Raw genomic sequence first — 26,493 nt, forward strand, 5'->3', positions numbered from 1 at the left:
ATTTTTCGCCGATGAGTTAGTAAGGCAGTTAGCTAGACCGCTTCCTTTCTGTTACGACGGCAAAACCCACGAATCGATACCATTCGTGGGTTTTGCCTAGTGAAGCGTTTAGGTAAACCGCCATAGCGGTTACCGTCAAATGACAGCAACTTTATGTTGCTAGTCATTTGTGACGATTTACATCTTTTCTTCCAACTCTACATCTGGATACTTGTCCGCAAACCAGCGGAGGGCAAAGTCGTTTTCAAAGAGGAAGACAGGTTGGTCAAAGCGGTCTTTAGCCAAGATGTTTCGACTTGAAGACATGCGCTCATCCAAATCTTCTGGTTTAATCCAACGAACTGTCTTTTTACCCATTGGAGTCATGACAACTTCAGCGTTATACTCGCCTTCCATACGGTGTTTAAAGACTTCGAACTGGAGTTGTCCAACAGCACCTAGCATATACTCACCTGTTTGGTAATTCTTATAAAGCTGGATGGCTCCTTCTTGTACCAACTGTTCCATTCCCTTGTGGAAGGATTTTTGTTTCATAACGTTCTTAGGCGAAACTTTCATGAAAATCTCGGGCGTGAAGGTTGGTAGTGGCTCAAACTCAAACTTGTTTTTCCCAACAGTCAGAGTATCTCCAACCTGGTAGGTCCCTGTATCATAAACTCCGATGATATCTCCTGCTACGGCATTGGTCACATTTTCACGACTTTCCGCCATAAATTGGGTGACATTAGAAAGTTTAGCTCCCTTACCAGTACGAGGCAAATTGACACTCATACCGCGCTCAAATTCGCCCGATACAATACGGACAAAGGCGATGCGGTCACGATGTCGAGGGTCCATGTTGGCTTGAATTTTAAAGACAAATCCTGAGAAGTCCTTATCATAAGGATCAACAATTTCTCCGTCTGTTTTCTTGTGTCCATGAGGTTCTGGAGCAAACTTGAGGAAGGTTTCAAGGAAGGTCTGCACCCCAAAATTAGTCAAAGCCGAACCAAAGAAGACTGGTGTCAAATCACCTGCAAGAATGGCTTCCTCTGAGAATTCATTTCCTGCTTCATTCAAAAGTTCAATATCATCTTTCACTTGTTCGTAGAATGGGTTGCTAGCAAAGAGTTTGTCGCCATCTTCTAGGCTGGCAAAACGTTCATCACCTTTGTAGAGTTCCAAACGTTGGTTATAGAGGTCGTAGAGCCCCTCAAAGGCTTTCCCCATCCCGATTGGCCAGTTCATTGGATAACTTGCAATACCCAAGACTTCTTCCAATTCTTGCAAGAGATCTAGTGGTTCACGACCGTCACGGTCTAGCTTGTTCATAAAGGTAAAGACTGGAATCCCGCGGTGTTTGACAACCTCAAACAATTTCTTGGTTTGGGCCTCGATACCCTTGGCAGAGTCCACGACCATGACCGCAGCATCCACCGCCATCAAGGTACGATAGGTATCCTCTGAGAAGTCCTCGTGCCCTGGAGTATCTAGAATGTTGACGCGCTTGCCATCATAGTCAAACTGCATGACAGATGAGGTTACCGAAATCCCACGTTGTTTCTCGATATCCATCCAGTCTGACTTAGCAAAGTTTCCTGTTTTCTTCCCTTTTACAGTACCTGCCTCACGAATCTCTCCTCCAAAGTAGAGCAATTGCTCTGTAATAGTCGTTTTACCCGCGTCCGGGTGAGAGATGATGGCAAAGGTACGGCGTTTCTTAATTTCTTCTTGAATAGTCATATTTCTCTTTCTTTCTACTTTTTTATTATTTCAATTTATAAGCATTTTTTACATCGGACTCTAACATTCCTTTCAACACTCCATTATATCGGATTTTAGAGAGTTTTTCAATTGCTTATAAAAGAAAAGCAGGTCAAGATAGTAGACCTGCTCTTCAGATTCTTTTGTTGATTATTTATATCTATCACTCGTAATATCGCTTCACAGATGAATCGTTTCTAGAGCAATTTTCTTTTGCCAACGTTTCTTAAACAAGATATCAAAAAGTACTAGGGCTGCAGATAGAATGATTGAAACCAGAAGATACTTTATCCATAAAGGAGCGTTAGGGATAAAAGGCGTGGCATTCAAAAGACCGTAATTACCACCTGTTACTTGATTGACTCCAACTAGGAAAAGGTTGAGAACAAAAGTGTAAGCAATAATCCGATACTTTTTAAGTAGGGTTTTATCGTAGTGATTCATGAGATAAACCAGGGAATTGACTAAGAGAGCGTAATGCCCAATCAAGAAAGAAAAGCTGGTAATATGCGGGAAATCATATGGATCAAAAACGGGATAGCCCAAAGCAAATACTGCTCCGCTGGCTCCCATAAGGGAAAAATACTGCTTGGTTTTCCATTTATCTGGCAAGAATACTACTGCAAACATGGCCAAGCGGCAATGGTAAAGAGGCAGACTATTTGAAAATGGAATGCTAAAACCTATATACCAAGTGTAAAGAGCTAGCAGTTGCGCTATTTGAATCAACTTAAATAATCGAACAAATTTGGGATTTTTGTAGTAAGTAAGAGAAGCATAAATAGACAAGGCAAGAAGGCCTATCATGACACCGTACCAAAAAATCGGAATAGGCGGTGGTGTGGTTTGGGTTCTTGTAATAAAATGATGCATAAAATCTCCTTAAAATAATTAATTCATTTGTTCGCTAACTATTCTTATGTTTATATTTGACGAGTTGATTGATAAGGATGAGAATACCTGTCATCAAACTAGTTACTATCAAATAATTAACCAAACCGCCATGATCCCCAATCACAGGAGGCTTGTTCATGAAGCCATAATTCCCTCCTGTTGCAAGATTAGCTAGAAAGATAATAGCATTGACGCCAAAGGTCATCTGGCAAATCTTCCAAATATCCCTATTTTCAACTTGATAGTATCTGACAAGATAAATCAAGCAATTTGCTAAGAGAGCCCAGTGGCCGAAAACATTGTTAACCGAGGAAACATGAGGAAAAGGATAAGGATAGAAGACTGGATAAACTAAAGCCATAATAGAACCAAATACTCCAACCAAGGCAAAATATTGTTTAAAAAAAGTCTTATCAGGAGCAAAAAGAATCATCCACATAGCCATGCGACTATGGTAAAAAGGGAGAGCCTCAGACAAGGGCAGGCGTGCCGAAATATACCAAGCGTTGATAATCAGTAATTGAATCAATTGACCCCAATACCAAAAATCTCGGTAACGTTTAGAGCTTGCATAGCGAATCGATAAAACAGCTATGATTACCAAAGAAGTCGGTAACAAAATGTACCATGGCCCTAAGTGTGGAGGCACCGTTTTTTTACTGGTAAAAAGTAAATCCCAAAGTGTCATGTTTCACCCCTAATGTGTTTTCATTTGATCAATCATCCAACTCGTTTTCCAACTTAAAACGACTCTTAGTCTTTCCTCTAATTTCAACCATTATATCGAATTAAAATCCTTTTTTCAATTTCTACTTCTTTTCAACTTGACTTACCTTATTTATAGGAAAATATGGTAAAATAGAACAGATAAATAATCATCATTTCACGAAAGGATGCAAGATGAAAATTACGCAAGAAGAGGTAACACACGTTGCCAATCTTTCAAAATTAAAATTCTCAGAAGAAGAAACTGCTGAGTTTGCGACAACCTTGTCTAAGATTGTTGATATGGTCGAATTGCTCGGCGAAGTCGACACTACTGGTGTCGAACCAACGACTACCATGGCAGATCGCAAGACCGTTCTTCGCCCAGACATAGCCGAAGAGGGAACTGACCGTGATCGCTTATTTAAAAATGTACCTGAAAAAGACAATTACTATATCAAGGTACCAGCTATCCTGGACGATGGAGGAGATGCCTAATGACTTTTAACAATAAAACGATTGAAGAGTTGCATAATCTCCTTGTATCTAAGGAAATTTCTGCAACCGAACTAACGCAAGCAACGCTTGAAGATATCAAGGCGCGTGAAGAGGCTATCAATGCCTTTGTCACTATCGCTGAAGATCAAGCTCTTGCTCAAGCTAAGGCTATTGATGACGCTGGAATTGATGCTGATAATGTCCTTTCAGGAATTCCGCTTGCAGTTAAGGATAACATCTCTACAGACGGTATCCTCACAACTGCTGCCTCAAAAATGCTCTACAACTACGAGCCAATCTTTGACGCGACAGCCGTTTCCAATGCAAAAGCCAAAGGTATGATTGTCGTTGGGAAAACCAACATGGACGAGTTTGCCATGGGTGGTTCTGGTGAAACATCTTACTACGGTGCAACTAAAAATGCCTGGGACCACAACAAGGTTCCTGGTGGATCATCTAGTGGTTCCGCAGCTTCTGTAGCTTCAGGACAAGTCCGTTTGTCTCTTGGTTCTGATACAGGTGGATCCATCCGCCAACCGGCTGCATTCAACGGAATTGTCGGTCTCAAACCAACCTACGGAACAGTTTCACGTTTTGGTCTGATTGCCTTTGGTAGCTCATTAGACCAGATTGGACCTTTTGCTCCTACCGTTAAGGAAAATGCGCTCTTGCTCAATGCTATTGCTAGCAAAGATGCAAAAGACTCTACTTCTGCTCCTGTACGCATTGCTGACTTTACTTCAAAAATCGGTCAAGACATCAAGGGCATGAAAATTGCTTTGCCTAAGGAATACCTTGGTGAAGGGATTGACCCAGAAGTTAAAGAAACTATCCTCAACGCAGCCAAACACTTTGAAAAACTAGGTGCTATCGTGGAAGAAGTTAGCCTTCCACACTCAAAATATGGGGTTGCTGTATACTACATCATCGCTTCATCAGAAGCATCATCAAACTTGCAACGATTTGACGGTATCCGCTATGGTTTCCGTGCTGAGGACGCTAAAAACTTGGACGAGATTTACGTTAACACTCGTAGCCAAGGCTTCGGTGACGAAGTAAAACGTCGGATCATGCTTGGTACTTTTAGTCTTTCATCAGGTTACTACGATGCCTACTACAAAAAAGCTGGTCAAGTTCGTACTCTCATCATCCAAGATTTTGAAAAAGTCTTTGCAGATTACGATCTCATCCTTGGTCCAACAGCTCCAAGCGTAGCCTTTGACTTGGATTCACTCAACCACGATCCAGTTGCCATGTACTTGGCTGACCTCTTGACAATCCCAGTCAACTTGGCAGGCCTCCCAGGAATTTCAATTCCTGCAGGATTTGCTCAAGGACTACCTGTCGGTCTACAATTGATTGGTCCAAAATACTCTGAAGAGACTATCTACCAAGCTGCTGCTGCTTTTGAAGCAACAACAGACTACCACAAACAACAACCCGTGATTTTTGGAGGTGATAACTAATGAACTTTGAAACAGTCATTGGACTTGAAGTCCACGTAGAGCTCAACACCAATTCAAAAATCTTCTCACCTACTTCTGCCCACTTTGGAAATGACCAAAATGCCAATACAAACGTGATTGACTGGTCTTTCCCAGGCGTACTGCCAGTTCTCAATAAGGGTGTTGTCGATGCCGGTATCAAGGCCGCTCTTGCCCTCAACATGGACATCCACAAGAAGATGCACTTTGACCGTAAGAACTACTTCTATCCAGATAATCCTAAAGCCTATCAAATTTCTCAATTTGATGAGCCAATTGGTTACAATGGATGGATTGAAGTAGAACTTGAGGACGGTACAACTAAGAAAATCGGTATCGAGCGTGCCCACTTGGAAGAAGATGCTGGTAAAAATACTCACGGAACAGATGGTTTCTCTTATGTCGACCTTAATCGTCAAGGGGTGCCATTGATTGAGATTGTATCTGAAGCAGACATGCGCTCACCAGAAGAAGCTTATGCATATCTTACAGCCCTCAAGGAAGTTATCCAATACGCTGGTATTTCTGACGTTAAGATGGAAGAAGGTTCTATGCGTGTGGATGCTAACATCTCCCTTCGTCCTTATGGTCAAGAAAAATTCGGTACCAAGACTGAGTTGAAGAACCTCAACTCCTTCTCAAATGTCCGCAAGGGTCTTGAGTACGAAGTGCAACGTCAGGCTGAAATCCTTCGTTCAGGTGGTCAAATCCGCCAAGAAACACGCCGTTACGATGAAGCGAACAAAGCAACCATCCTCATGCGTGTCAAGGAAGGTGCTGCAGACTACCGCTACTTCCCAGAACCAGACCTACCACTCTTTGAAATCTCAGATGAATGGATTGAGGAAATGCGTACTGAATTGCCAGAGTTTCCAAAAGAACGCCGTGCTCGCTACGTATCTCAACTTGGTCTATCAGACTACGATGCTAGCCAGTTGACTGCAAACAAAGTCACTTCTGATTTCTTTGAAAAAGCTGTCGCCCTCGGTGGTGATGCTAAACAAGTTTCTAACTGGCTCCAAGGTGAAGTCGCTCAATTCTTGAACGCAGAAGGCAAGACACTAGAACAAATCCAATTGACACCAGAAAACTTGGTTGAAATGATTGCCATCATCGAAGACGGTACTATTTCGTCTAAGATTGCCAAGAAAGTCTTTGTTCACCTAGCTAAAAATGGTGGTGGAGCACGTGAATACGTGGAAAAAGCTGGTTTAGTTCAAATCTCAGATCCTGATGTTTTGATTCCAATTATTCATCAAGTCTTTGCGGATAACGAAGCCGCTGTTGCCGACTTCAAGTCAGGAAAACGTAACGCTGACAAGGCCTTCACCGGCTTCCTCATGAAAGCAACCAAGGGTCAAGCTAACCCACAAGTCGCTCTTAAACTACTTGCCCAAGAATTGGCTAAGTTGAAAAATGAGTAATTCATTTAAAGTATAACTGACACCAAACTGCTAGCAAAACTAGCAGTTCTGATGCCTTGCAGTATGCATTCATATAGTTAGGAGACATATGAAAAAGTTATATACTCTTCTCGCCACCTGTTTACTACTCCTTTTCGTTACACCCATGCAATCCATCGATGCAGGGGTAGGACATTCTCGAAGTGGTAGCTCTAGCCGTAGTAGCTCCAGTTCAAGTAGCAGTCGGAGTCATTCCAGTTCAAGTAGTAGCCGAAGTCGTTCCAGTAGCAGTAATAGCGGTAGTTCTTCCTACAGAAGTAGCTACCGTTCTGGTGGTAGTTCCTTCAGTTCAGGGTTACTTGGCTTTGGAATGAATGGACTAGTCATGCTAGTCATCTTTATCTATATCGCCATTATCCTTACTAAATATATGAACGATCGCAAATCTTCTGACAAGTCCTATACTAGCTCTACTAGTTACAAGACTGAGCCTCCTCGCTATCGTATAGTTGAAAATAATCGTTCAGCAATCAATCGTCTTAAACAAGCTGATCCAAACTTTGACGCAAGGACTTTCACATCTTGGGTTAAGGAAGTCTACATTCAGTTACAGGCCGCCTGGACTAAAAAGGACTGGAATTTGGTTCGTTCTCTTGAAAGCGCTAGTCTCTATTCTCAACACAGCACACAACTCGAAGATCATATTCGGGCGAAAACAACCAATGTTTTAGAAAAAGTCTATGTTGAGAATGTTCGTATCAAAGATTTCTATGAAAATCATGATGGAAATGATACCCTTGTTGTTATCCTATCATCTACACTCAGAGACTATGTCATTGAAGACCAAAGCAAACGTGTTATCGAAGGTAATCCTCAAGAGGACTTGTTTACAGTCTATCAAATGAACTTTATCCGTAAACACGGAAGTCAAACTGAGCTAAATATCAATGATAAAGCCATTAGTGACCACTGTCCAAACTGTGGTGCACCATTGAAAATCTCAGCTATCAGTAAATGTGACTATTGTGATGCTGATCTAACACGTAGTCCAAACCAATGGGTACTCGATACCTACGATGTCGTGGATGAAGACGAACTTTATAATTAGGAGGAAATTATGGGATTTATTCGTGCTGCCCTATCTTCAGGGCTTAATAGTTTCAACGATAGCAAATTTAAAGAAGCTATTGTTCTTCCAAACAACCTAACAGCTGATGCTTTGGCCATTAAAGGACAACTCCTTACAAAAGATCCAGATGGCACCTCTAGACAAAGCAACCAGAATACCGGACTTTTAACAGACGGTTCTGTGGTCATTGTCCCACAAGGTTATGTAGCTGTTCTTGTCAACAACGGAACCTTCCTTGGTGATGTCTTAGAAGCTGGTAGCTACGAATGGCGTTCTGGAGATAATGCCTGGCTTCTTGAAAAGGGTGGTATAAAGGGGACTTGGGAAAATTTCAAAAACCGCTTCTCTTTTGGTGGTCAAGTCATTACCCAACAAGAAATCATCTTTATCCGTATGCAACCCGTTGCCGGTAATAAATTCGGTACACAGAATGCTGTAGAATACTTCAGTGAACGTTACCAACAATTGCTCAATATTCGTTTCTACGGCTTGTTTGATATCAAAGTTGCTGATCCAGTCCTATTTTATGTCAGCTCCATCAGTCAACAAATTGAAGATCATAGAGCATTTACCTTGAAAGATATCGCTCAGGGAACTCTCAGACAAAATATCTCTCCTAAAATTGCTATTGCAATCGCCAAATTTACAAATGAAAACCGAGTTGATATCTATAGCCTTAATGCCAATCAAGATACTTTTAATGAGCTGGCAAAACAAGAGGTTAATAAGGTATGGACTGGACTTTATGGAATTGAAACAACCAACATCCTACTTGAAGACTTGAGCTATGATCAAGAAAGTCTAGATATTATTCGTAAGCTTGATAGCGAACTTGTCGCTATGAAGTACAATACAATTGAGATTGAAGAACGTCGTGCTCGTAATGAAGCTCTCATCGCTGCTGCTAACAATGAAGGCAATGGTAATGGTATGAACATGATTATGGGAATGAACCTAGGACAAACACTTGGTGGTCAACTCAACCAACAAGCCCAAACTCAAGCCCCTATTCAAAATAATGGGCAAACTGCAAGCAAGAACTTTTACATCGAGGTAGACGGTAAGTATGTTCTCGTAACCAAAGATGAAGAAGGAAATATCGTACCAGTCAACTAATTCAAGCTAATCTGATATTTGAGAATTATTGCATTTTATGGTACAATAAAGAGTAAACTATTTATTAAAGAGGTAAAATCATGATTGAAGCAAGTAAACTAAAGGCTGGTATGACTTTTGAAACAGCTGAAGGAAAATTGATCCGCGTTTTGGAAGCTAGCCACCACAAACCAGGTAAAGGAAACACTATCATGCGTATGAAATTGCGTGATGTCCGTACTGGTTCAACTTTTGAAACAAGCTACCGCCCAGAAGAAAAATTTGAGCAAGCGATCATCGAAACAGTTCCAGCTCAATACTTGTACAAAATGGATGACACAGCTTACTTCATGAACACAGAAACTTATGACCAATACGAAATTCCTGTTGTGAATGTTGAAAACGAATTGCTTTACATCCTTGAAAACTCAGATGTAAAAATCCAATTCTACGGAACTGAAGTAATCGGTGTGACTGTACCAACTACTGTTGAATTGACAGTTGCTGAAACACAACCATCTATCAAAGGTGCTACTGTTACAGGTTCTGGTAAACCAGCAACAATGGAAACTGGTCTTGTTGTGAACGTTCCAGACTTCATCGAAGCAGGTCAAAAATTGATTATCAACACTGCAGAAGGAACTTACGTTTCTCGCGCCTAATCTCTAGAAACTAGAAAGAGGTCATTCTATGGGAATTGAAGAACAACTTGGCGAAATCGTCATCGCCCCACGTGTACTTGAAAAAATCATTGCTATTGCAACTGCGAAAGTTGAAGGCGTACACTCTTTTTCAAACAAATCAGTATCTGACACCCTTTCAAAACTTTCTCTTGGTCGTGGCGTATATCTAAAAGAAGCAAACGATGAGCTCACAGCTGATATCTACCTCTACCTAGAGTACGGTGTCAAAGTTCCTAAGGTTGCTATGGCTATCCAGAAAGCTGTTAAGGATGCTGTCCGTAACATGGCTGATGTTGAAATCTCTGCTGTCAACATTCACGTTGCAGGTATCGTTCCAGATAAAACACCAAAACCAGAATTGAAAGACTTATTCGACGAGGACTTCCTCAATGACTAGTCCATTATTAGAATCTAGACGTGAACTACGTAAGTGTGCTTTCCAAGCCTTGATGAGTCTTGAATATGGTTCAGATTTAGAAACTGCTTGTCGCTTCGCCTACACACATGATCGCGAAGATACAGACGTACAACTTCCTAACTTCCTTGTAGAGCTCGTTTCTGGTGTCCAAGCTAAAAAGGATGATCTGGACAAACAAATTACTCAACATTTGAAAACTGGTTGGACCATCGATCGTCTGACTTTGGTAGAAAAGAATTTACTACGCCTAGGAGTTTTTGAAATCACTTCATTTGATACTCCTCAGCTCGTAGCTGTTAACGAAGCTATTGAACTTGCTAAGAGCTTTTCAGATCAAAAATCAGCCCGTTTCATCAATGGACTCCTCAGTCAATTTGTGACAGAAGAAGATTAAATAATATAGAAAAAGTGTTTGACAGTTATCAAACACTTTTTTCTTTGCCTTCCACTATCTAAAAAAGTGGTAATAGACATAATTATAAACAAAAATCCAGATGGGCTTTGCATAAATGAGAAAGTTGAAAAAACTATGGCATAGGATTGTAATTTTCAGGTTCTTTGTCCAACGGTAGACCAGGGCATAGAAGAGACCGCCTAAACTATAAATGATCAAACTGATAGGATCTCGGTGAGTTAGGATCAAATGACAAAGTCCAAAGATAAGAGCAGATAGGATAACATCCAGATAGTACTTGGACTGGGGGAAAAAGGTATTCATAAAGTACCCTCTATGAATCAGTTCCTCCAATATAGGTCCGACGACTACTGTTAAACTAAAACTGAGAACAGTTGATAGAAAAGTTGGTTGCCTATTGGAGTATAGGACCGAAAGAAGGTCTTGAAAGATATACTTGTTATCAATTAGATGATGAAACTGTAACTGAAAAGCATCCACCAATTGACGATCAAAATAAGTAGCCACTAAACCAACTACAAGGTAAAAGAATCTTGACTTCTTTGAACCCTTATTTTCAAAAATATAGAGCATCTCTTTCTTTTTGAGCCAGTAGATAAATAATAGCAAAAGAGCTGTTACTTCAACTGTTAAAAAGATAGAATAGCCATCTATCCCCCATCCTAAAAACTTAGTCAGATACATAATCCCTAACTCTGGTAGATAAACCGATAGAAATACCAGTAAGACAAAGACTCCCAAATGCCCTAGTTTTTTCATACTCACTCCTTTAACTTATCAATAGCCAACACCAGAACCACGTCTAGTCACATCAGCAAGTATAGTTTTCTGATCTGTTGCAATACTATACGCATAAGGCCAAGTCCAATGTTTATCGTCAATTAACCAAATCATACCACCGCCTGAAACTTGCTCCAAGTCTTCAAACGAAAAGCTGTCAAGTAGCTTCTTAAATGATATGTTTCTAAGCCTATATGTTCATTATACATATTTTTTTGATTATTTTAGCAGTTATTTCCTCAACTATCAATTTTTAATCCTGAAATGTCTTTTTTATAGCAGCCAAAAAGAGGCTGGGACAAAAGTCCTGGCCTCTCAATTGTCTTTGGATTGTCGAGCAAGACGCTGTGGTTGAGTGGGCTCTACTACGCTGATTTCATCAGCTTTTACAGCCCTACTCAACTGTGCGGAGGTGGGACGACGAAATCGAATTCTAACGAATTACCGATTTCTGTCCCACTCTCTTTCTTTTTAATATTTTCTAAAGCGTTGGTAGCGTTCTTCAATGAGTTGTTCTAGCGAAAGTTTACCAAGTGTGTCTAGCTCCGCTTGAAGTTGTTCTTTCACTTGCTTGATCAGTTCTTTACTTGATAGACCCACCTCAGAGATGACCTTATCAACAACTTGCATATCCAACAACTCATACGAGGTGATTTTCATCAACTCAGCTGCTTCCATGGCACGAGTTCCATCTTTCCATAAAATAGAAGCAAATCCTTCAGGACTCAGTACGGCATAGATGGAATTTTCAAGCATCCAAACACGGTCAGCTACTGCAAGTGCAAGAGCTCCACCAGATCCACCTTCACCGATGATAATCGCAATGATGGGAACTTTTAAATCACTCATTTCAAAGAGATTACGGGCGATAGCTTCACCTTGTCCACGTTCCTCTGCCCCTACACCTGGATAGGCACCAGCGGTGTTGATAAAGGTAACAACAGGACGACCAAACTTTTCAGCTTGCTTCATCAAACGAAGGGCTTTTCGGTAACCTTCAGGATGAGGTTGGCCAAAATTACGGTTAAGATTATCTTGTAAACTTTTACCTTTTTGGATTCCAACAACAGTCACTGCTTGGTCTCCCAACCAACCGATACCACCAATAATAGCACCATCATCACGGAAGGAGCGGTCCCCATGCAGCTCAATAAAATCATCAAAAATTCCTGTTGCGAAGTCCAAAGCTGTTAGGCGAGTTTGTTCACGAGCTTCTCTAACGATTTTCGCAATATTCATCAACTCTCCCTCCTGTGTAGTCTTACTAATCGAGCAATCGTATCTGGCAATTCTCGCCGTTTAATAATTGCATCTACAAAACCATGTTCCAGTAAAAACTCTGCTTTCTGGAAGTCTTCTGGTAGGTCTTCTCTTACTGTATTTTCAATCACACGGCGTCCAGCAAAACCTACCAAACTTTGAGGTTCTGCCAAGATGATATCCCCTTCCATAGCGAAGGAAGCTGTTACTCCTCCAGTCGTCGGGTCAGTAAGGATTGTCAGATAAAAGAGACCTGCATTGGAATGACGTTTGACTGCGGCAGAGATTTTGGCCATCTGCATCAAGCTCATGATTCCTTCCTGCATTCGTGCTCCACCAGAAGCTGTAAACAATACGACAGGTAATTTTTCAGCGGTCGCATATTCGAACAAGCGAGTGATTTTCTCACCAACAACTGTCCCCATCGATGCCATGATAAAGTTAGAATCCATGATGCCAAGGGCAACCTTCTCTCCCTTAATCAAAGCTGTTCCTGTTACAACAGCCTCATCAAGACCTGTCTTTTCACGCATCAAAGTCAATTTTTTACGATAGCCTGGAAAATTCAAAGGATCCTGAGTCTCAATCCCTTTAAACATTTCCAAAAACGTCCCCATATCAATGGTTAAAGCTAAACGCTCTTGAGCTGAAATACGGAAGGTATAGCCACAGTGAGGGCATATTCGCTCACTCCCCAAGTCCTTTTGGTAAATCGTATATTTGCAACCTGGACATTGGGAGAAGAGCTCATCTGGAACCTCTGGCTTGATCTGAGGTTGATTTACAGTCGAACGATTGGGATTGATTCGAATATATTTATCTTTTTTACTAAATAGAGCCATACATCCCCCTTTTCAGTCTTATACTATTTTTATACTCAATGAAAATCAAAGAGCAAACTAGGAAGCTAGCCGCAGGTTACTCAAAGCACTGCTTTGAGGTTGTAGATAAGACTGACGAAGTCAAGTCACATATATAATCCAAGGCGAAGCTGACGCGGTTTGAAGAGATTTTCGAAGAGTATTACATTATTCTTTTTCTTGATAGTGTGGTAAGAAAGTTTCCATCAAGAATGAGGTGTCGTAGTCCCCTGCTATCACGCGACGATCTGAAATCAAATCGAGTTGGAAATCAGCATTGGTGACCACCCCTTCAATTTCGAGTTCATAAAGAGCTCGTTGCATTTTCATGAGTGCATCAAAACGATTTTCACCATGAACAATAATTTTAGCAATCATACTGTCATAGTATGGTGGAATGGTATAACCTGGATAAACTGCTGAGTCAACACGCAAGCCAACACCACCACTCGGTAGATAAAGATTGGTAATCTTACCTGGACTTGGTGCAAAATTAAAGGCTGGATTTTCCGCATTGATACGGCACTCAATAGCATGTCCTTTTAGAACAATATCTTCTTGCTTCAAAGTCAATGGTTGACCTGCTGCGATACGGATTTGTTCCTTGACAATATCCACACCAGATACAAATTCGGTTACTGGATGTTCTACTTGGACACGCGTATTCATCTCCATAAAGTAGAATTTACCAGTCGCTTCATCTAGCAGGAATTCAATGGTACCAGCATTCTCGTAACCAACAGACTCCGCTGCACGAACTGCCGCTGCACCAATTTCATTACGAAGGGTTTTTCCAATAGCAATCGAAGGACTTTCTTCTAAAACCTTTTGGTTATTCCGTTGAAGCGAACAGTCACGTTCACCAAGGTGAATAACATGTCCCATTTGGTCGGCAAGAATCTGTACTTCAATATGGCGAGCAGGATAGATCACACGCTCTAGGTACATCGCTCCATTACCAAAGTTGGCTTTGGCTTCACTAGAGGCTGTTTCAAAGGCTGAAACAAGATCTTCTGCTTTTTCAACCTTACGAATCCCTTTTCCACCACCTCCAGCTGAAGCTTTCAGCATAACTGGATAACCAATTTTTTCAGCAATAGCGAGGGCCTCTTCTGCAGTATGGACTTCTCCATCTGATCCTGGAATGACAGGTACATTAGCCTTAATCATTTGAGCACGGGCGTTAATTTTATCACCCATGATATCCATGACACGAGCTGATGGTCCGATAAATTTGATACCAACTTCTTCACACATGGTTGCAAATTTGGAATTTTCACTTAAAAAACCAAATCCAGGGTGAATGGCTTCAGCTTCAGTCAAGACCGCAGCTGAAAGGATGGCATTGATGTTCAGATAAGATTCTGTAGCCTTCCCAGGGCCGATACAGATAGCCTCATCAGCCAAAAGCGTGTGGAGAGCTTCCTTGTCAGCAGTCGAATAGACAGCGACTGTTGCAATTCCTAATTCTCGTGCTGCACGAATAATACGAACAGCGATTTCACCACGATTGGCAATTAAAATCTTACGAAACATGGAAAACCTCCCTAGTTTCCAATAGCAAAGGTTAGAGTACCGCTTGCTGCAAGCTTACCATCTACTTCTGCCTTCGCTTCTACTACAGCGATTGTGCCACGACGTTTGACAAAAGTTGCTGTCATGACTAATTGATCCCCTGGAACCACTTGTTTCTTAAACTTAACCTTATCCATACCAGCATAGAAGACAAGCTTCCCTTTGTTTTCTGGTTTAGACAATTCCAAAACACCTGCTGTCTGAGCCAAGGCTTCCATAATGAGGACTCCAGGCATAACTGGGTATTGAGGAAAATGACCGTTGAAGAAAGGTTCGTTAATCGTTACATTTTTAATAGCAACAATTGTATCTTCACTAACTTCCAAAACACGATCCACTAAGAGCATAGGATAGCGGTGAGGCAAAGCTTCTTTAATTCCTTGAATATCAATCATTTGATACGTACCAAGCCTTTCCCGAACTCAACCATTTCTTCATTTTCAACTAGAATTTCTGTTACAACACCATCTTTAGGTGCTGGAATTTCGTTCATGACTTTCATGGCTTCGATGATGACCAAGGTTTGACCTTTTTTAACAGTTTCACCGACTGAAACAAAATTAGGTTTGTCTGGTCCAGCAGCCAAGTAAGCAACTCCGACAAGTGGACTCTCTACTAGATCTCCTTCAGCTACAGATTCAGTAACATTTGATTCTGAAACTGCTTCTACAGCTGGTGTTGAAGTTGGAGCTTGAGGTGCAACTGTAGGTGCAGTTGCTGGAACCACAGGTTGAGGTGCTGGACTTGCTTCTGCAACAAGTTTTGCTTCATTCTTGCTGAAGAGCAACTCATCCGTTCCATTTTTATAAGAAAATTCTCTCAAGCTCGACTGGTCAAACTGCGCCATCAAGTCTTTGATTTCATTTAAATTCATCTTTACTTATTCTCCCAACGTTTGAAAGCAAGAACTGCATTATGCCCACCAAATCCAAAAGTGTTTGAGATAGCATAAGGAATTTCACGTTCCAAGCCTTGTCCATAAATAACATTTGCTTCAATGTAGTCTGATAATTCTGTTGTTCCAGCTGTCATTGGAACATAGTTGTTACGAATTGCTTCAATTGTTGCAATGGCTTCAACTGCACCTGCTGCACCTAGCAAGTGTCCTGTAAATGACTTAGTTGAAGATACAGGTACTTCCTTACCAAGAACAGCTACAATCGCTCCACTTTCTCCCTTTTCATTAGCAGGAGTTGATGTACCGTGAGCATTGACATAAGCTACTTGGTCTGGTGTGATTTCAGCTTCCTCCAAGGCAAGTTTGATAGCCTTAATAGCACCTTGACCTTCTGGATGTGGTGAAGTCATATGGTAGGCATCACAAGTATTTCCATAACCAACAACTTCAGCTAAGATAGTTGCTCCACGTTTTTCTGCGTGCTCTAGACTTTCAAGTACCAACATACCTGATCCTTCACCCATGACAAATCCATTACGGTCTTTATCAAACGGAATAGAAGCACGAGTTGGATCTTCCGTTGTTGAAAGAGCTGTTAAGGCTTGGAAACCAGCAATCGCAAATGGAGTAATAGATGATTCTGAACCACCAACCAACATGATGTCTTGGAAACCAAACTTGATAGAACGGAAGGCATCTCCGATAGCATCATTTGATGAAGCACAAGCTGTATTGATAGATTTACAGATACCATTTGCCCCAAAGCGCATAGCAACATTTCCTGCAGCCATATTTGGCAAGGCTTTTGGAAGTGTCAATGGTTTTACACGTTTTGGTCCCTTATCATGAAGTCGAAGCACTTGATCTTCGATTTCTTTAATCCCACCGATACCTGATGCAACGATGACACCAAAGCGGTCTCTATCAAGAGTCTCTACATCAAGATTAGCATTGTTCACTGCTTCTTGAGCTGCATACAAGGCATACAAAGAATAGTCATCAAAACGATTGGTATCTTTTTTTACAAAGTATTTATCAAACGGAAAATCCTGGATCTCTGCCGCATTATGAACGTCAAAAGCACTGTGATCAAATTTGGTGATTTCACCAATTCCAATCTTTCCATTTTTAAGACTGTTCCAAAATTCTTCTGGTGTGTTCCCAATTGGAGATGTCAATCCATAACCTGTTACTACTACACGATTTAGTTTCATTTTCATACCTCTATTTTAACTCTTATTGCATGGTTAGTCCACCATCAATTGCAATGACCTGTCCCGTTAGATAATCCTGACTTGCAAGAAAGACTGTCACCTCTGCGACCTGCTCTGCTTGGCCAAATTGTTTCATCGGAATTTGTGCTAACATGGCATCTTTGACCTTATCAGATAGAACTGCTGTCATATCTGATTCAATCATTCCTGGAGCAATGGCATTGACACGCACATTGCGATTAGCAACCTCACGTGCTACTGATTTAGTAAATCCAATCAAACCAGCTTTGGATGCGGCGTAGTTGGCTTGACCGATATTTCCCATGAGACCAACAACACTAGACATATTGATGATAGCACCTTCGCGAGCTTTTATCATCGGTTTCAAGACTGATTGTGTCATATTGAAAGCCCCTGTCAAATTGACTTTCAAGACCTTCTCAAAATCTTCTTCTGTCATCTTGAGCATGAGAGTATCTTGAGTAATCCCAGCATTATTCACTAGGACATCAACTGAACCCAGCTCTTCAATGGCTTGGTCTACCATACGTTTTGCGTCCGCAAAATCAGAAACATCACCAGAAATAGCAAGAACCTTCACCCCGTATGGTTTAAATTCGGCTAGAAGCTCCTCGGAGATTTCACCACGACTATTCAAGACAACGTTAGCTCCCAAGCTAGCAAATTTATGAGCAATGGCTAGACCAATTCCTCGACTTGAGCCTGTAATAAAGACATTTTTCTGTTCTAGTTTCATTTTTCTCCTTTCAGAACTTCTACCACATTAGTCTAATTTTCCAAGAGTGCTTGTAGACTTGCTTGATCTTCCACATTAGCAAGTTGAGCCGTTTTATCAATTTTTTTGACAAATCCTGACAAGACTTTACCAGGGCCAACTTCGATAAAACGAGTGACACCCGCTTCTTGCATGACTGCAATACTTTCATAAAAACGGACAGGTTCCTTAACTTGACGAGTAAAGAGTTCTGCTATACGTTCTTTTTCCATGACCTTTGCTTCTGTATTGCCAACAAGTGGACAAGCAAAGTCAGAAAATTCAACTTCTGTCAGGGCTTGAGCTAATTTTTGACTAGCAGATTCCAATAAAGCTGTATGGAAAGGTCCAGAAACATTTAGAGGAATCAAGCGTTTTGCTCCCGCTTCTTGCAAAAGTTCAACTGCACGATCTACTGCAGCTACCTCCCCACCAATAACAATCTGGCTTGGAGTATTGTAGTTAGCTGGAGTTACAACACCAAGTTGAGAAGCTTCTTGACAAGCTTTTTCAATCACTTCAACCGGTGTATTGAGGACAGCTACCATTTTCCCTGATCCTGCTGGTGCTGCTTCTTCCATATAAGACCCACGTTTAGCAACTAGAGCTACTGCATCTTCAAAATCCAAGGCACCACTAGCTACCAGGGCAGAATATTCTCCAAGAGATAAACCTGCCACCATATCAGGCTGATAACCTTTCTCCTTTAGTAGTCGGTAAATAGCAACGGACGTAGCTAAAATAGCTGGTTGCGTGTAACGAGTCTGATTTAGCTTTGTTTCATCATTATCAATCAAGTCACGAAGGTCATACCCCAAGACTTGGCTAGCTTGGTCGATTGTTTCCTTGACGATAGCATATTGGTCGTATAGCTCACGTCCCATTCCTAGGTACTGGGCTCCTTGACCTGCAAATAGAAAGGCTATTTTAGTCATTTCTTGTAACTCCTGCCCAACGAGCAGCTTCTGCTTGAATCTTTTCAGCTGCACCGTAGTAAATATCTTTTAAGATTTCTTCAACAGTTTCTTCTTTCGAAACCAGACCTGCAATCTGACCAGCCATAACAGATCCACCATCCACATCTCCGTGAACAACAGCCTTAGCTAAGGCTCCTGCGCCCATTTGTTCAAAGATTTCTAAATCTGGATTTTCTTGTTTGAAGGCATCTTTTTCAGCTTGTTCGAAATCACGAGTCAATTTGTTTTTAATGGCACGAACTGCGTGTCCAAAATGTTGTGCTGAGATCGTTGTGTCAATATCACGAGCTTTTAAAATTTTAGCTTTATAGTTTGGATGAGCATTTGATTCTTTAGCAACTACAAAACGAGTTCCTACTTGCACAGCTTCTGCACCAAGCATAAATCCAGCTGCAGCTCCCTCACCGTCTGCAATACCACCAGCAGCGATAACAGGAATTGAAACAGCAGCTGCAACTTGACGAACCAAGGTCATGGTCGTTAATTTACCAATATGTCCCCCAGCTTCCATACCTTCAGCAATGACGGCATCCGCTCCAATTTTTTCCATGCGTTTAGCCAAAGCCACGCTAGGTACTACAGGAATAACGGTGATTCCTGCTTCATGGAATCGTTCCATATATTTACTTGGATTCCCTGCACCAGTTGTGACTACCTTAACTCCTTCTTCAATCACAAGGTCCACAATATCATCAACAAATGGAGACAGAAGCATAATGTTGACACCAAAAGGTTTGTCTGTTAATGATTTAATCTTATCAATATTAGCCTTAACCACTTCTTTAGGAGCATTTCCTCCACCAATGATACCGAGACCACCTGCTTTTGAAACAGCTCCAGCAAGATCACCATCTGCAACCCAGGCCATTCCACCTTGGAAGATAGGATATTTAATATTCAATAATTCTGTAATACGTGTTTTCATAGTGCCTCCATACGTCTTGCTTACGTAATAGTTCGACTACATTATAATTTGACAGTCAAACTATTACCTAAACAAGAGGGAGCGGGTTCCCCCTACTCCTTCTTCTTTTATTTTAATTATTTTGTTTGCTCTTCAACGTAAGCAACCAAGTCGCCAACTGTTTTCAAGTTATCTTCAGCTTCGATTTGGATATCAAAAGCATCTTCAATTTCTGAGATCACTTGGAACAAGTCCAATGAATCTGCATCCAAATCATCAAAAGTAGATTCAAGTGTTACTTCTGATGCATCTTTTCCAAGTTCTTCAACGATAATTTCTTGTACTTTTTCAAATACTGCCATGATAGACTCCTTTAAAATAAATAGTTTTTATAACAATGTGTTCACCACATGATTACCTAAATTGTAACAATAAGCGTGCCCCATGTCAAACCTCCACCGAAGCCTGACAAGAGAATATTTTGGCTACCATCCAAACGAATGAGCCCTTCCTCTACACACTCTGAAAGTAGGATCGGAATACTTGCCGCACTGGTATTTCCATACTTGGTCATATTGGCAGGAAGCTTGTCTCGATCTACACCGATCTTTCTAGCCATCTTATCTAGAATACGGATATTAGCTTGATGAAGCAAGAGATAATCTAGTTCTTCTGCCGACAGAGGACTCTCTACTATAGTATTTTTTATAGACTTAGCAACATCTCGAATCGCAAAATCAAAAACTGCTCGACCATCCATTCTCAAGAAAGCATCGGGCTTTTCTTGATTTGAAAATGGTGAAGTTAAACCAGTCTGTCCATATGTCAAACACTCACTTCGTGAACCATCACTATTGAGACTCTCCGCTAGGAAATGTGGCTCTTCGCTTGCTTCTAACAAGATGCCACCAGCTCCATCTCCAAATAGGACAGCAGTTGAGCGATCTGACCAGTCTAAAGCTTTTGACATGGTTTCACTTCCGATGACCAGACCCTTACGATAAACTCCTGAAGAGATGAACTTCTCTGCAGTTGATAGGGCAAAGATAAAGCCACTACAGGCAGCTGTTAAGTCATAGGCAAAAGCCTTGTGAGCGCCGATTTTAGCCTGAACACGAGCGGCTGTTGAAGGCATCATCGAGTCAGGTGTCATCGTAGCTAGAATGATAAAATCCAACTCTTCAGCAGAAATCCCTGACTTCTCTAGGAGTTGTTTTGCAACTGCCGTTGCCAAATCTCCTGTTGATTCTGTCTTAGAAATGCGACGTTCCTTAATCCCAGTTCGACTTGAAATCCATTCATCACTCGTATCCATAACCTGAGCTAAATCCTCATTTGTGACAATCTGCTCGGGTACATAATGAGCAACCTGGCTTATTTTTGCAAAAGCCATTATTTCAAATCCTCCAAAAATTGATAAAGATTTGTCAAACCTTTACTCATGACGTCCATTTCCTCTGGGCTCATGCCTTCGATAATTCTTTCGACCATGGCCTTGTGGAAACGTTTATGGAGACGATGTACGAGTCGACCTTTCTTGGTCAAATGCAGATGTACTACACGACGATCCTGATCTGAACGTAAGCGTTCGATGTAACCTTTTCGTTCCAAGTTGTTCAAGCTAGTTGTCACTGTTCCTAGAGTTACCATCAGCTCTTTGGACACTTGACTTGGTGTCACATCTGGAAACTTACCAATCACATCAATCGTGTGCATTTCCTTGATAGAGATGTCCTTGAAACGACTACCTCGCAAACTCACTTCCTCAATCACCAGGACGTTATTAAAAATAGATGTTAAATAGTCATTGATCCGTTGGTAGTCCAATTCTCTTCCCTCCCTTATCAAAAAAGTTTAACTATCAAAACATTTGACAAAAAAAGTATATCAAACTTCAAAGAATTGTGCAAGTATTTTTTTATTTTCCGATAAATTTTGGACGTCTTCTCTCAGAATGTGCACGAACACCTTCTTTGAAATCCTCCGTATAAGATAGAGATTTTTGCAATTCCAATTCTAGCTGTGCGTACTCGTGCCACTGCTTAAATTCGCTCTCCCAGACTAACTTCTTAACAGCAGCATAGGAGTTAGAAGAACCTCGTCTCAACTTCTTCAATAGTTGCTCTCTTGTCTTTTCTAATTGATCACTAGCACAAAGACGATAGACAGCTCCAGCTTCCAGTGCTTTTTCTGCTGTGAAAGCTTCACCCGTCATAGCTAATTGCGTTGCCCGAGTCGCACCAAGCGATCGTGTAAGCAAGAATAAACCTCCCGCATCGGGAGCCAAGCCCACACCTACAAAGGCCTGGATGAATTTAGCTTTGTCAGAAGCAATACAGAAATCAACTGCCAAAGCCATATTAGCTGCTGCCCCAGCAACTGCTCCATCCACCTCCATAATGACTGGTTTAGGAATTTGTTTAATCTTATAAGAAATCGTATTTACCAACTCCGCGATTTGGGTGAGTGAAGCAATATCATCCTCATCTACAGCACGTTTCATTTCTACTAGATCGCCCCCAACAGAGAAGACTTTGCCGGCAGCATTAATGAGAACAAACGAAACCGAAGCATCTTTTTCAGCCAATTCCAATGCTTCTAGAATTTCTTGACACATAGGAATATGAAAACCATTGGCCACCTCAGGACGATTTAAAGTTAGTATCGCTAAATCGTCTTGAACTTGATAGAGAATATGATCCATAGGCACTCCTTTCAATTTACAACGAAGATTAAATTATTTTATTTTCAAATTATATCTTTTTCTGGATTTTAAAACAAGAGAAAAATCGACCAAAAGTGTATCGGCCGATTTTAAAAACTTAGTTTGGTCTCTAAAAATAAAGGAAAACCAGTACTTGCATCATATTTGAAATCATAAATGACTTCAAGCATCCGCCCTCCTTCTCTCTGATAGAGCTGTTCTTTGTTGAATCCTTTATGGTAGAATTCTCCTGAAACCATGTAAAAAATACGATTGGGATCTTCTAGGTAGGCAAAAAGATTCCCTGTAAAAGGAGCTTCCTTATCCCCGTCCTTGTTGACCAGACTTGCAGCTAAGAGTTTCGTGATTCCTCTAAATTGTCCACTTTCATCTGTTCGACAGTAAAACTTGACTCTAGCTTCATAGTTAGGATTGACGATAACCTTTTCAGAGAGAATTCGATAGGTCCTTGCCTTACTATCTGACAAGCCAATAGATAAGATAATTTTAGCCCTCTCAACTGAAATCTGACGCTCCTGCGCATACTCCATCGCTAATTCTTCTCCGGTCAAACGACCACTGGGAAGAGGTTGAGAACTTGCTCCGATATTTGTAGGAATCATCACGAAGGTAAGGACTAGTAAGATTAAACAAACTACTCTTTTAATCATCTTCCCCCAACTCCTTTCATTAGAAGAGTCTTTCCTCCTACACCTTTATTATAAGCTTTCCTGATGAGACTTTCAAACAATTATATAGGTAATTTTCCAGATTGAAAAAAGCCCCTCTTTCTGCTATAATCGTATAAAATACTTACTTTAGGAGTTCTTATGAAGGTTGTTAAATTTGGTGGAAGCTCGCTTGCCTCTGCTAGTCAGTTAGAAAAAGTTTTAAATATTGTCAAAAGTGATCCAGAACGTCGTTTTGTGGTTGTATCTGCACCTGGTAAACGCAATTCTGAAGATACCAAGGTGACAGATGCCTTGATCAAATACTACCGCGACTATGTAGCTGGAAATGATATTAGCAAAAGCCAAAACTGGATTATTGATCGCTATGCTGCTATGGTTAGCGAATTAGGTCTCAAACCAGCCGTTTTAGAAAAAATTTCAAAAAGCATTCGCTCTCTAGCTACTCTTCCAATTGAAGATAATAAGTTCCTCTATGATACCTTCCTAGCAGCTGGAGAAAATAACAATGCCAAGTTGATTGCAGCTTACTTTAACCAAAATGGCTTGGAGGCGCGTTATGTTCATCCTAGAGAAGCTGGTATCGTCGTTACGAGCGAACCTGGAAATGCGCGAATCATCCCATCAAGTTATGATAAAATCGAGGAATTGACAAATTCAACTGAAGTTCTTGTTATCCCTGGTTTCTTCGGTGTTACTAAAGAAGATCAAATTTGTACCTTCTCACGTGGGGGATCAGATATTACTGGTTCTATCATTGCTGCTGGTGTCAAAGCCGACCTCTATGAAAACTTTACTGATGTAGATGGAATCTTTGCAGCTCACCCTGGTATTATCCATAAACCACACTCTATCCCTGAATTGACCTACCGTGAAATGCGTGAATTGGCCTATGCAGGATTCTCTGTACTACACGATGAAGCACTTCTACCTGCCTACCGTGGGAAAATTCCTCTTGTCATTAAAAATACCAACAATCCAGACCACCCAGGTACTCGCATTGTGCTACAACATAGCAGCGATAAATTCCCAGTTGTTGGGATTGCTGGGGATTCTGGCTTTGTCAGCATTAATATGTCTAAGTATTTGATGAACCGCGAAATCGGTTTTGGTCGTAAAGTTCTTCAGATTCTTGAGGACCTTAATATTGGTTGGGAACATATGCCAACTGGTATCGATGACCTGTCTATCATTTTACGTTCACGAGAATTGACTCCGATCAAGGAAGAAGAAATCCTTCGTCAATTAGTCCAAAAAGCAGAGGTAGACCACGCTGAAATCGAACACGATCTCTCTATCATTATGATTGTTGGGGAAAAAATGAAACGTCATATTGGGGTAACTGCTACAGCCACTCGTGCCTTATCTGAGAACAACATCAACATCCAAATGATGTCACAAGGTTCTAGTGAAGTTTCTATCATGTTTGTTGTCCATAAAGACCAAGAAAAAGCCGCTCTTAAAGCTCTCTACCAAGCATTTTTCGGGGAAAATAAGGAAGACTAAACATGGCACAATCCCTCAACAAGGTCGTCGACTTGCAAACAACTGGAACCTCCTATCTCTCCATTACAGGAAAGGTTGGAAAATTTCTGATCGGAGATCATGCCCTAGAATTTTACTCAGATCGTAATGTCGAGGACTATATTCAAATCCCATGGTCCAGCGTTAACCAAATTGGAGCCAATGTTTCAGGTCGCAAGGTTAGTCGTCATTTTGAAGTCTTTACAGATCAAGGAAAATTCCTCTTTGCCTCAAAAGACTCTGGAAAAATTCTTAAAATAGCTCGTGAAAAACTGGGAAATGACAAGGTAGTCAAACTTCCTACCTTAATCCAAATCATTGGCCGAAAAATTAAAAATCTATTTGCAAAAAAATAGAAAGTTTAGTATAATCATAGAAACGGATAAGTAGGTTACTTCCTTCTTTCAGAAAGTCTGCGGATGCTGCGAGCAGATAGAAGATTTAATTGAAATTCTACCGTTGTTTTAAATCAAATACACAATCAAGTGCACACCTGTGAAGTTGGATGGAACCGTGGCCCTGCCACTCCAACGCTTTGTCAGGTGTGCTTTTTTCATAAAGGAGTTTATATGTTAGATATCAAACGTATTCGTACAGACTTTGATGCTGTCGCAGAAAAACTAGCTACACGTGGTGTAGATGCTGCTATCTTAAATGAGATGAAAGAAATCGACGCTAAACGTCGTGACATCTTGGTCAAGGTTGAAACCCTTAAGGCTGAGCGTAACACAGTTTCTGCTGAAATTGCCCAAGCTAAGCGAAACAAGGAAAATGCAGACGACAAGATTGCTGCCATGCAAACCCTATCTGCCGAAGTCAAAGCACTCGATGCAGAATTAGCTGAAATCGATGCTAAATTGACAGAATTTACCACTACTCTTCCAAACATCCCAGCTGACAGTGTTCCTATTGGGGCAGACGAAGATGATAACGTAGAAGTTCGCCGTTGGGGAACTCCTCGTGAGTTTGACTTTGAACCAAAAGCCCACTGGGATCTCGGAGAAGACCTTGGTATTCTTGACTGGGAACGTGGTGGAAAAGTCACTGGAGCTCGTTTCCTCTTCTATAAAGGCCTCGGAGCTCGCTTGGAACGTGCCATCTACAACTTTATGCTAGATGAGCATGGTAAGGAAGGTTATACTGAAGTCATCACCCCTTACATGGTTAACCATGATTCTATGTTTGGTACTGGCCAATATCCAAAATTCAAGGAAGATACTTTTGAGATCAGCGATACCAACTATGTCCTCATTCCTACAGCTGAAGTACCTTTGACTAACTACTACCGTGATGAAATTATTGATGGTAAGGAACTGCCAATCTACTTTACTGCTATGAGTCCATCATTCCGTTCTGAAGCTGGTTCTGCTGGTCGTGATACTCGTGGATTGATTCGTTTGCACCAATTCCACAAGGTAGAAATGATGAAATTTGCTAAACCTGAAGAATCATACGAAGAACTAGAAAAGATGACAGCCAACGCTGAAAACATCCTTCAAAAACTCAACTTACCATACCGTGTAGTTGCTCTTTCTACAGGAGATATGGGCTTCTCAGCTGCTAAGACTTACGACTTGGAAGTTTGGATTCCAGCGCAAAATACCTACCGAGAAATCTCAAGCTGTTCAAATACAGAAGATTTCCAAGCACGTCGTGCCCAAATCCGTTACCGTGACGAAGCAGATGGTAAGGTTAAACTTCTCCACACCTTGAATGGTTCTGGACTTGCTGTTGGACGTACTGTCGCTGCTATTCTTGAAAACTATCAAAATGAAGATGGCTCTGTGACAATTCCAGAAGTTCTTCGTCCGTACATGGGTGGAGCTGAAGTTATCAAACCATAACATTTTCAGATAAAAAAAGAGG

29 protein-coding genes are annotated in these 26,493 nt (G+C 41.1%); 11 read left to right on the plus strand and 18 right to left on the minus strand.

Going from position 1 to position 26,493, the window contains the following annotated elements; translation table 11 throughout:
* Positions 1-177: 177 nt before the first annotated feature.
* From QM874_RS06545 to QM874_RS06555, 3 genes are all read right to left on the minus strand, one after another.
* Positions 178-1,722: a peptide chain release factor 3 gene (locus QM874_RS06545; protein ID WP_247921858.1), complete on the minus strand. Its 1,545-nt coding sequence runs from the start codon at positions 1,720-1,722 to the stop codon at positions 178-180.
* Positions 1,723-1,923: 201 nt separating this feature from the next.
* Positions 1,924-2,616 carry a TIGR02206 family membrane protein gene (locus tag QM874_RS06550; RefSeq protein ID WP_414316694.1) on the minus strand — a complete coding sequence of 231 codons (693 nt, stop codon included), beginning with the start codon at positions 2,614-2,616 and terminating at the stop codon, positions 1,924-1,926.
* 34 nt (positions 2,617-2,650) lie between these two features.
* The gene (locus QM874_RS06555; RefSeq protein ID WP_414311873.1) at positions 2,651-3,325 is read right to left on the minus strand and encodes a TIGR02206 family membrane protein; all 675 of its coding nucleotides are present in this window, start codon (positions 3,323-3,325) and stop codon (positions 2,651-2,653) included.
* Between the two features lie 212 nt (positions 3,326-3,537).
* Between QM874_RS06555 and gatC the strand changes: the two genes are divergently transcribed.
* The 8 genes from gatC to nusB all read left to right on the plus strand — a co-directional run bounded on the left by gatC (position 3,538) and on the right by nusB (position 10,446).
* Positions 3,538-3,840, plus strand: coding sequence for an Asp-tRNA(Asn)/Glu-tRNA(Gln) amidotransferase subunit GatC (gene gatC / locus QM874_RS06560; RefSeq protein WP_060955336.1), 303 nt, complete (start codon positions 3,538-3,540; stop codon positions 3,838-3,840).
* The gene (gene gatA / locus QM874_RS06565; RefSeq protein ID WP_414316695.1) at positions 3,840-5,306 is read left to right on the plus strand and encodes an Asp-tRNA(Asn)/Glu-tRNA(Gln) amidotransferase subunit GatA; all 1,467 of its coding nucleotides are present in this window, start codon (positions 3,840-3,842) and stop codon (positions 5,304-5,306) included. Before gatC ends, gatA begins: the two co-directional genes overlap by 1 nt.
* Complete coding sequence (gene gatB, locus QM874_RS06570; protein WP_414316696.1) at positions 5,306-6,748, plus strand: Asp-tRNA(Asn)/Glu-tRNA(Gln) amidotransferase subunit GatB; 1,443 nt, start codon at positions 5,306-5,308, stop codon at positions 6,746-6,748. The genes gatA and gatB overlap by 1 nt, the downstream gene beginning before the upstream one ends.
* Positions 6,749-6,836: 88 nt before the next feature.
* Positions 6,837-7,835, plus strand: coding sequence for a TIM44-like domain-containing protein (locus tag QM874_RS06575; RefSeq protein ID WP_414316697.1), 999 nt, complete (start codon positions 6,837-6,839; stop codon positions 7,833-7,835).
* Positions 7,836-7,844: 9 nt separating this feature from the next.
* Positions 7,845-8,972 carry an SPFH domain-containing protein gene (locus QM874_RS06580; protein ID WP_414316698.1) on the plus strand — a complete coding sequence of 376 codons (1,128 nt, stop codon included), beginning with the start codon at positions 7,845-7,847 and terminating at the stop codon, positions 8,970-8,972.
* A gap of 80 nt (positions 8,973-9,052) precedes the next feature.
* Entirely contained in the window at positions 9,053-9,613 is a 561-nt protein-coding gene (gene efp / locus QM874_RS06585; protein ID WP_000568646.1) for an elongation factor P, read from the plus strand.
* Positions 9,614-9,641: 28 nt separating this feature from the next.
* Entirely contained in the window at positions 9,642-10,031 is a 390-nt protein-coding gene (locus QM874_RS06590; RefSeq protein WP_049503061.1) for an Asp23/Gls24 family envelope stress response protein, read from the plus strand.
* Positions 10,024-10,446 (plus strand): transcription antitermination factor NusB, encoded by a 423-nt coding sequence (gene nusB / locus QM874_RS06595; protein WP_000203647.1) that lies wholly within the window; start codon positions 10,024-10,026, stop codon positions 10,444-10,446. Before QM874_RS06590 ends, nusB begins: the two co-directional genes overlap by 8 nt.
* 54 nt (positions 10,447-10,500) lie before the next feature.
* Here nusB and QM874_RS06600 read toward each other — a convergent pair whose 3' ends face one another.
* From QM874_RS06600 to QM874_RS06670, 15 genes are all read right to left on the minus strand, one after another.
* Positions 10,501-11,226 (minus strand): lysostaphin resistance A-like protein, encoded by a 726-nt coding sequence (locus QM874_RS06600; RefSeq protein ID WP_414316699.1) that lies wholly within the window; start codon positions 11,224-11,226, stop codon positions 10,501-10,503.
* Between the two features lie 492 nt (positions 11,227-11,718).
* Positions 11,719-12,486 carry an acetyl-CoA carboxylase carboxyl transferase subunit alpha gene (locus QM874_RS06605; RefSeq protein ID WP_414316700.1) on the minus strand — a complete coding sequence of 256 codons (768 nt, stop codon included), beginning with the start codon at positions 12,484-12,486 and terminating at the stop codon, positions 11,719-11,721.
* Positions 12,486-13,349, minus strand: coding sequence for an acetyl-CoA carboxylase, carboxyltransferase subunit beta (gene accD / locus QM874_RS06610; protein WP_049503080.1), 864 nt, complete (start codon positions 13,347-13,349; stop codon positions 12,486-12,488). The genes QM874_RS06605 and accD overlap by 1 nt, the downstream gene beginning before the upstream one ends.
* A gap of 186 nt (positions 13,350-13,535) precedes the next feature.
* Positions 13,536-14,903 carry an acetyl-CoA carboxylase biotin carboxylase subunit gene (accC, locus tag QM874_RS06615; protein ID WP_281335157.1) on the minus strand — a complete coding sequence of 456 codons (1,368 nt, stop codon included), beginning with the start codon at positions 14,901-14,903 and terminating at the stop codon, positions 13,536-13,538.
* 11 nt (positions 14,904-14,914) lie between these two features.
* Positions 14,915-15,337: a 3-hydroxyacyl-ACP dehydratase FabZ gene (fabZ, locus tag QM874_RS06620; protein WP_000565515.1), complete on the minus strand. Its 423-nt coding sequence runs from the start codon at positions 15,335-15,337 to the stop codon at positions 14,915-14,917.
* Positions 15,334-15,816: an acetyl-CoA carboxylase biotin carboxyl carrier protein gene (accB, locus tag QM874_RS06625; RefSeq protein WP_414316701.1), complete on the minus strand. Its 483-nt coding sequence runs from the start codon at positions 15,814-15,816 to the stop codon at positions 15,334-15,336. Before accB ends, fabZ begins: the two co-directional genes overlap by 4 nt.
* Positions 15,817-15,818: 2 nt before the next feature.
* Positions 15,819-17,054, minus strand: coding sequence for a beta-ketoacyl-ACP synthase II (gene fabF, locus QM874_RS06630; RefSeq protein ID WP_045763683.1), 1,236 nt, complete (start codon positions 17,052-17,054; stop codon positions 15,819-15,821).
* Positions 17,055-17,076: 22 nt separating this feature from the next.
* Positions 17,077-17,811, minus strand: coding sequence for a 3-oxoacyl-[acyl-carrier-protein] reductase (gene fabG, locus QM874_RS06635; RefSeq protein ID WP_045763682.1), 735 nt, complete (start codon positions 17,809-17,811; stop codon positions 17,077-17,079).
* Between the two features lie 32 nt (positions 17,812-17,843).
* Positions 17,844-18,764, minus strand: a complete 921-nt coding sequence (fabD, locus tag QM874_RS06640; RefSeq protein WP_375555680.1) for an ACP S-malonyltransferase — start codon at positions 18,762-18,764, stop codon at positions 17,844-17,846.
* Positions 18,757-19,731 (minus strand): enoyl-[acyl-carrier-protein] reductase FabK, encoded by a 975-nt coding sequence (gene fabK / locus QM874_RS06645; RefSeq protein ID WP_045763680.1) that lies wholly within the window; start codon positions 19,729-19,731, stop codon positions 18,757-18,759. Before fabK ends, fabD begins: the two co-directional genes overlap by 8 nt.
* Before the next feature lie 116 nt (positions 19,732-19,847).
* Positions 19,848-20,072, minus strand: a complete 225-nt coding sequence (locus QM874_RS06650; protein ID WP_000257840.1) for an acyl carrier protein — start codon at positions 20,070-20,072, stop codon at positions 19,848-19,850.
* A gap of 56 nt (positions 20,073-20,128) precedes the next feature.
* Positions 20,129-21,103 carry a beta-ketoacyl-ACP synthase III gene (locus QM874_RS06655; RefSeq protein ID WP_414316702.1) on the minus strand — a complete coding sequence of 325 codons (975 nt, stop codon included), beginning with the start codon at positions 21,101-21,103 and terminating at the stop codon, positions 20,129-20,131.
* Positions 21,103-21,537 carry a MarR family winged helix-turn-helix transcriptional regulator gene (locus QM874_RS06660; protein WP_000386343.1) on the minus strand — a complete coding sequence of 145 codons (435 nt, stop codon included), beginning with the start codon at positions 21,535-21,537 and terminating at the stop codon, positions 21,103-21,105. Before QM874_RS06660 ends, QM874_RS06655 begins: the two co-directional genes overlap by 1 nt.
* A gap of 91 nt (positions 21,538-21,628) precedes the next feature.
* Positions 21,629-22,414, minus strand: a complete 786-nt coding sequence (locus QM874_RS06665) for an enoyl-CoA hydratase (protein WP_049508924.1) — start codon at positions 22,412-22,414, stop codon at positions 21,629-21,631.
* Between the two features lie 110 nt (positions 22,415-22,524).
* On the minus strand, positions 22,525-23,085 hold the full coding sequence (locus tag QM874_RS06670; protein WP_414316703.1) for a hypothetical protein: 561 nt from the start codon (positions 23,083-23,085) through the stop codon (positions 22,525-22,527).
* A gap of 159 nt (positions 23,086-23,244) precedes the next feature.
* On the opposite strand from QM874_RS06670, the gene QM874_RS06675 reads away from it, so the two are divergent.
* The 3 genes from QM874_RS06675 to serS all read left to right on the plus strand — a co-directional run bounded on the left by QM874_RS06675 (position 23,245) and on the right by serS (position 26,471).
* Complete coding sequence (locus QM874_RS06675) at positions 23,245-24,609, plus strand: aspartate kinase (protein WP_414316704.1); 1,365 nt, start codon at positions 23,245-23,247, stop codon at positions 24,607-24,609.
* 2 nt (positions 24,610-24,611) lie between these two features.
* Positions 24,612-24,983, plus strand: coding sequence for a DUF956 family protein (locus tag QM874_RS06680; protein ID WP_414316705.1), 372 nt, complete (start codon positions 24,612-24,614; stop codon positions 24,981-24,983).
* Between the two features lie 213 nt (positions 24,984-25,196).
* Positions 25,197-26,471, plus strand: a complete 1,275-nt coding sequence (gene serS, locus QM874_RS06685) for a serine--tRNA ligase (protein WP_414316706.1) — start codon at positions 25,197-25,199, stop codon at positions 26,469-26,471.
* Positions 26,472-26,493: the final 22 nt, after the last annotated feature.

This window comes from Streptococcus infantis (genome assembly GCF_047463615.1).
GTDB lineage: Bacteria > Bacillota > Bacilli > Lactobacillales > Streptococcaceae > Streptococcus > Streptococcus infantis_X.

Excerpts from the sequence above, each read along its gene's own strand:
- QM874_RS06545 (WP_247921858.1), bottom strand. The coding sequence starts at position 1,722 with ATGACTATTCAAGAAGAAATTAAGAAACGCCGTACCTTTGCCATCATC.
- QM874_RS06550 (WP_414316694.1), bottom strand. The coding sequence starts at position 2,616 with ATGCATCATTTTATTACAAGAACCCAAACCACACCACCGCCTATTCCG.
- QM874_RS06555 (WP_414311873.1), bottom strand. The coding sequence starts at position 3,325 with ATGACACTTTGGGATTTACTTTTTACCAGTAAAAAAACGGTGCCTCCA.
- gatC (WP_060955336.1), top strand. The coding sequence starts at position 3,538 with ATGAAAATTACGCAAGAAGAGGTAACACACGTTGCCAATCTTTCAAAA.
- gatA (WP_414316695.1), top strand. The coding sequence starts at position 3,840 with ATGACTTTTAACAATAAAACGATTGAAGAGTTGCATAATCTCCTTGTA.
- gatB (WP_414316696.1), top strand. The coding sequence starts at position 5,306 with ATGAACTTTGAAACAGTCATTGGACTTGAAGTCCACGTAGAGCTCAAC.
- QM874_RS06575 (WP_414316697.1), top strand. The coding sequence starts at position 6,837 with ATGAAAAAGTTATATACTCTTCTCGCCACCTGTTTACTACTCCTTTTC.
- QM874_RS06580 (WP_414316698.1), top strand. The coding sequence starts at position 7,845 with ATGGGATTTATTCGTGCTGCCCTATCTTCAGGGCTTAATAGTTTCAAC.
- efp (WP_000568646.1), top strand. The coding sequence starts at position 9,053 with ATGATTGAAGCAAGTAAACTAAAGGCTGGTATGACTTTTGAAACAGCT.
- QM874_RS06590 (WP_049503061.1), top strand. The coding sequence starts at position 9,642 with ATGGGAATTGAAGAACAACTTGGCGAAATCGTCATCGCCCCACGTGTA.
- nusB (WP_000203647.1), top strand. The coding sequence starts at position 10,024 with ATGACTAGTCCATTATTAGAATCTAGACGTGAACTACGTAAGTGTGCT.
- QM874_RS06600 (WP_414316699.1), bottom strand. The coding sequence starts at position 11,226 with ATGAAAAAACTAGGGCATTTGGGAGTCTTTGTCTTACTGGTATTTCTA.
- QM874_RS06605 (WP_414316700.1), bottom strand. The coding sequence starts at position 12,486 with ATGAATATTGCGAAAATCGTTAGAGAAGCTCGTGAACAAACTCGCCTA.
- accD (WP_049503080.1), bottom strand. The coding sequence starts at position 13,349 with ATGGCTCTATTTAGTAAAAAAGATAAATATATTCGAATCAATCCCAAT.
- accC (WP_281335157.1), bottom strand. The coding sequence starts at position 14,903 with ATGTTTCGTAAGATTTTAATTGCCAATCGTGGTGAAATCGCTGTTCGT.
- fabZ (WP_000565515.1), bottom strand. The coding sequence starts at position 15,337 with ATGATTGATATTCAAGGAATTAAAGAAGCTTTGCCTCACCGCTATCCT.
- accB (WP_414316701.1), bottom strand. The coding sequence starts at position 15,816 with ATGAATTTAAATGAAATCAAAGACTTGATGGCGCAGTTTGACCAGTCG.
- fabF (WP_045763683.1), bottom strand. The coding sequence starts at position 17,054 with ATGAAACTAAATCGTGTAGTAGTAACAGGTTATGGATTGACATCTCCA.
- fabG (WP_045763682.1), bottom strand. The coding sequence starts at position 17,811 with ATGAAACTAGAACAGAAAAATGTCTTTATTACAGGCTCAAGTCGAGGA.
- fabD (WP_375555680.1), bottom strand. The coding sequence starts at position 18,764 with ATGACTAAAATAGCCTTTCTATTTGCAGGTCAAGGAGCCCAGTACCTA.
- fabK (WP_045763680.1), bottom strand. The coding sequence starts at position 19,731 with ATGAAAACACGTATTACAGAATTATTGAATATTAAATATCCTATCTTC.
- QM874_RS06650 (WP_000257840.1), bottom strand. The coding sequence starts at position 20,072 with ATGGCAGTATTTGAAAAAGTACAAGAAATTATCGTTGAAGAACTTGGA.
- QM874_RS06655 (WP_414316702.1), bottom strand. The coding sequence starts at position 21,103 with ATGGCTTTTGCAAAAATAAGCCAGGTTGCTCATTATGTACCCGAGCAG.
- QM874_RS06665 (WP_049508924.1), bottom strand. The coding sequence starts at position 22,414 with ATGGATCATATTCTCTATCAAGTTCAAGACGATTTAGCGATACTAACT.
- QM874_RS06670 (WP_414316703.1), bottom strand. The coding sequence starts at position 23,085 with ATGATTAAAAGAGTAGTTTGTTTAATCTTACTAGTCCTTACCTTCGTG.
- QM874_RS06675 (WP_414316704.1), top strand. The coding sequence starts at position 23,245 with ATGAAGGTTGTTAAATTTGGTGGAAGCTCGCTTGCCTCTGCTAGTCAG.
- QM874_RS06680 (WP_414316705.1), top strand. The coding sequence starts at position 24,612 with ATGGCACAATCCCTCAACAAGGTCGTCGACTTGCAAACAACTGGAACC.
- serS (WP_414316706.1), top strand. The coding sequence starts at position 25,197 with ATGTTAGATATCAAACGTATTCGTACAGACTTTGATGCTGTCGCAGAA.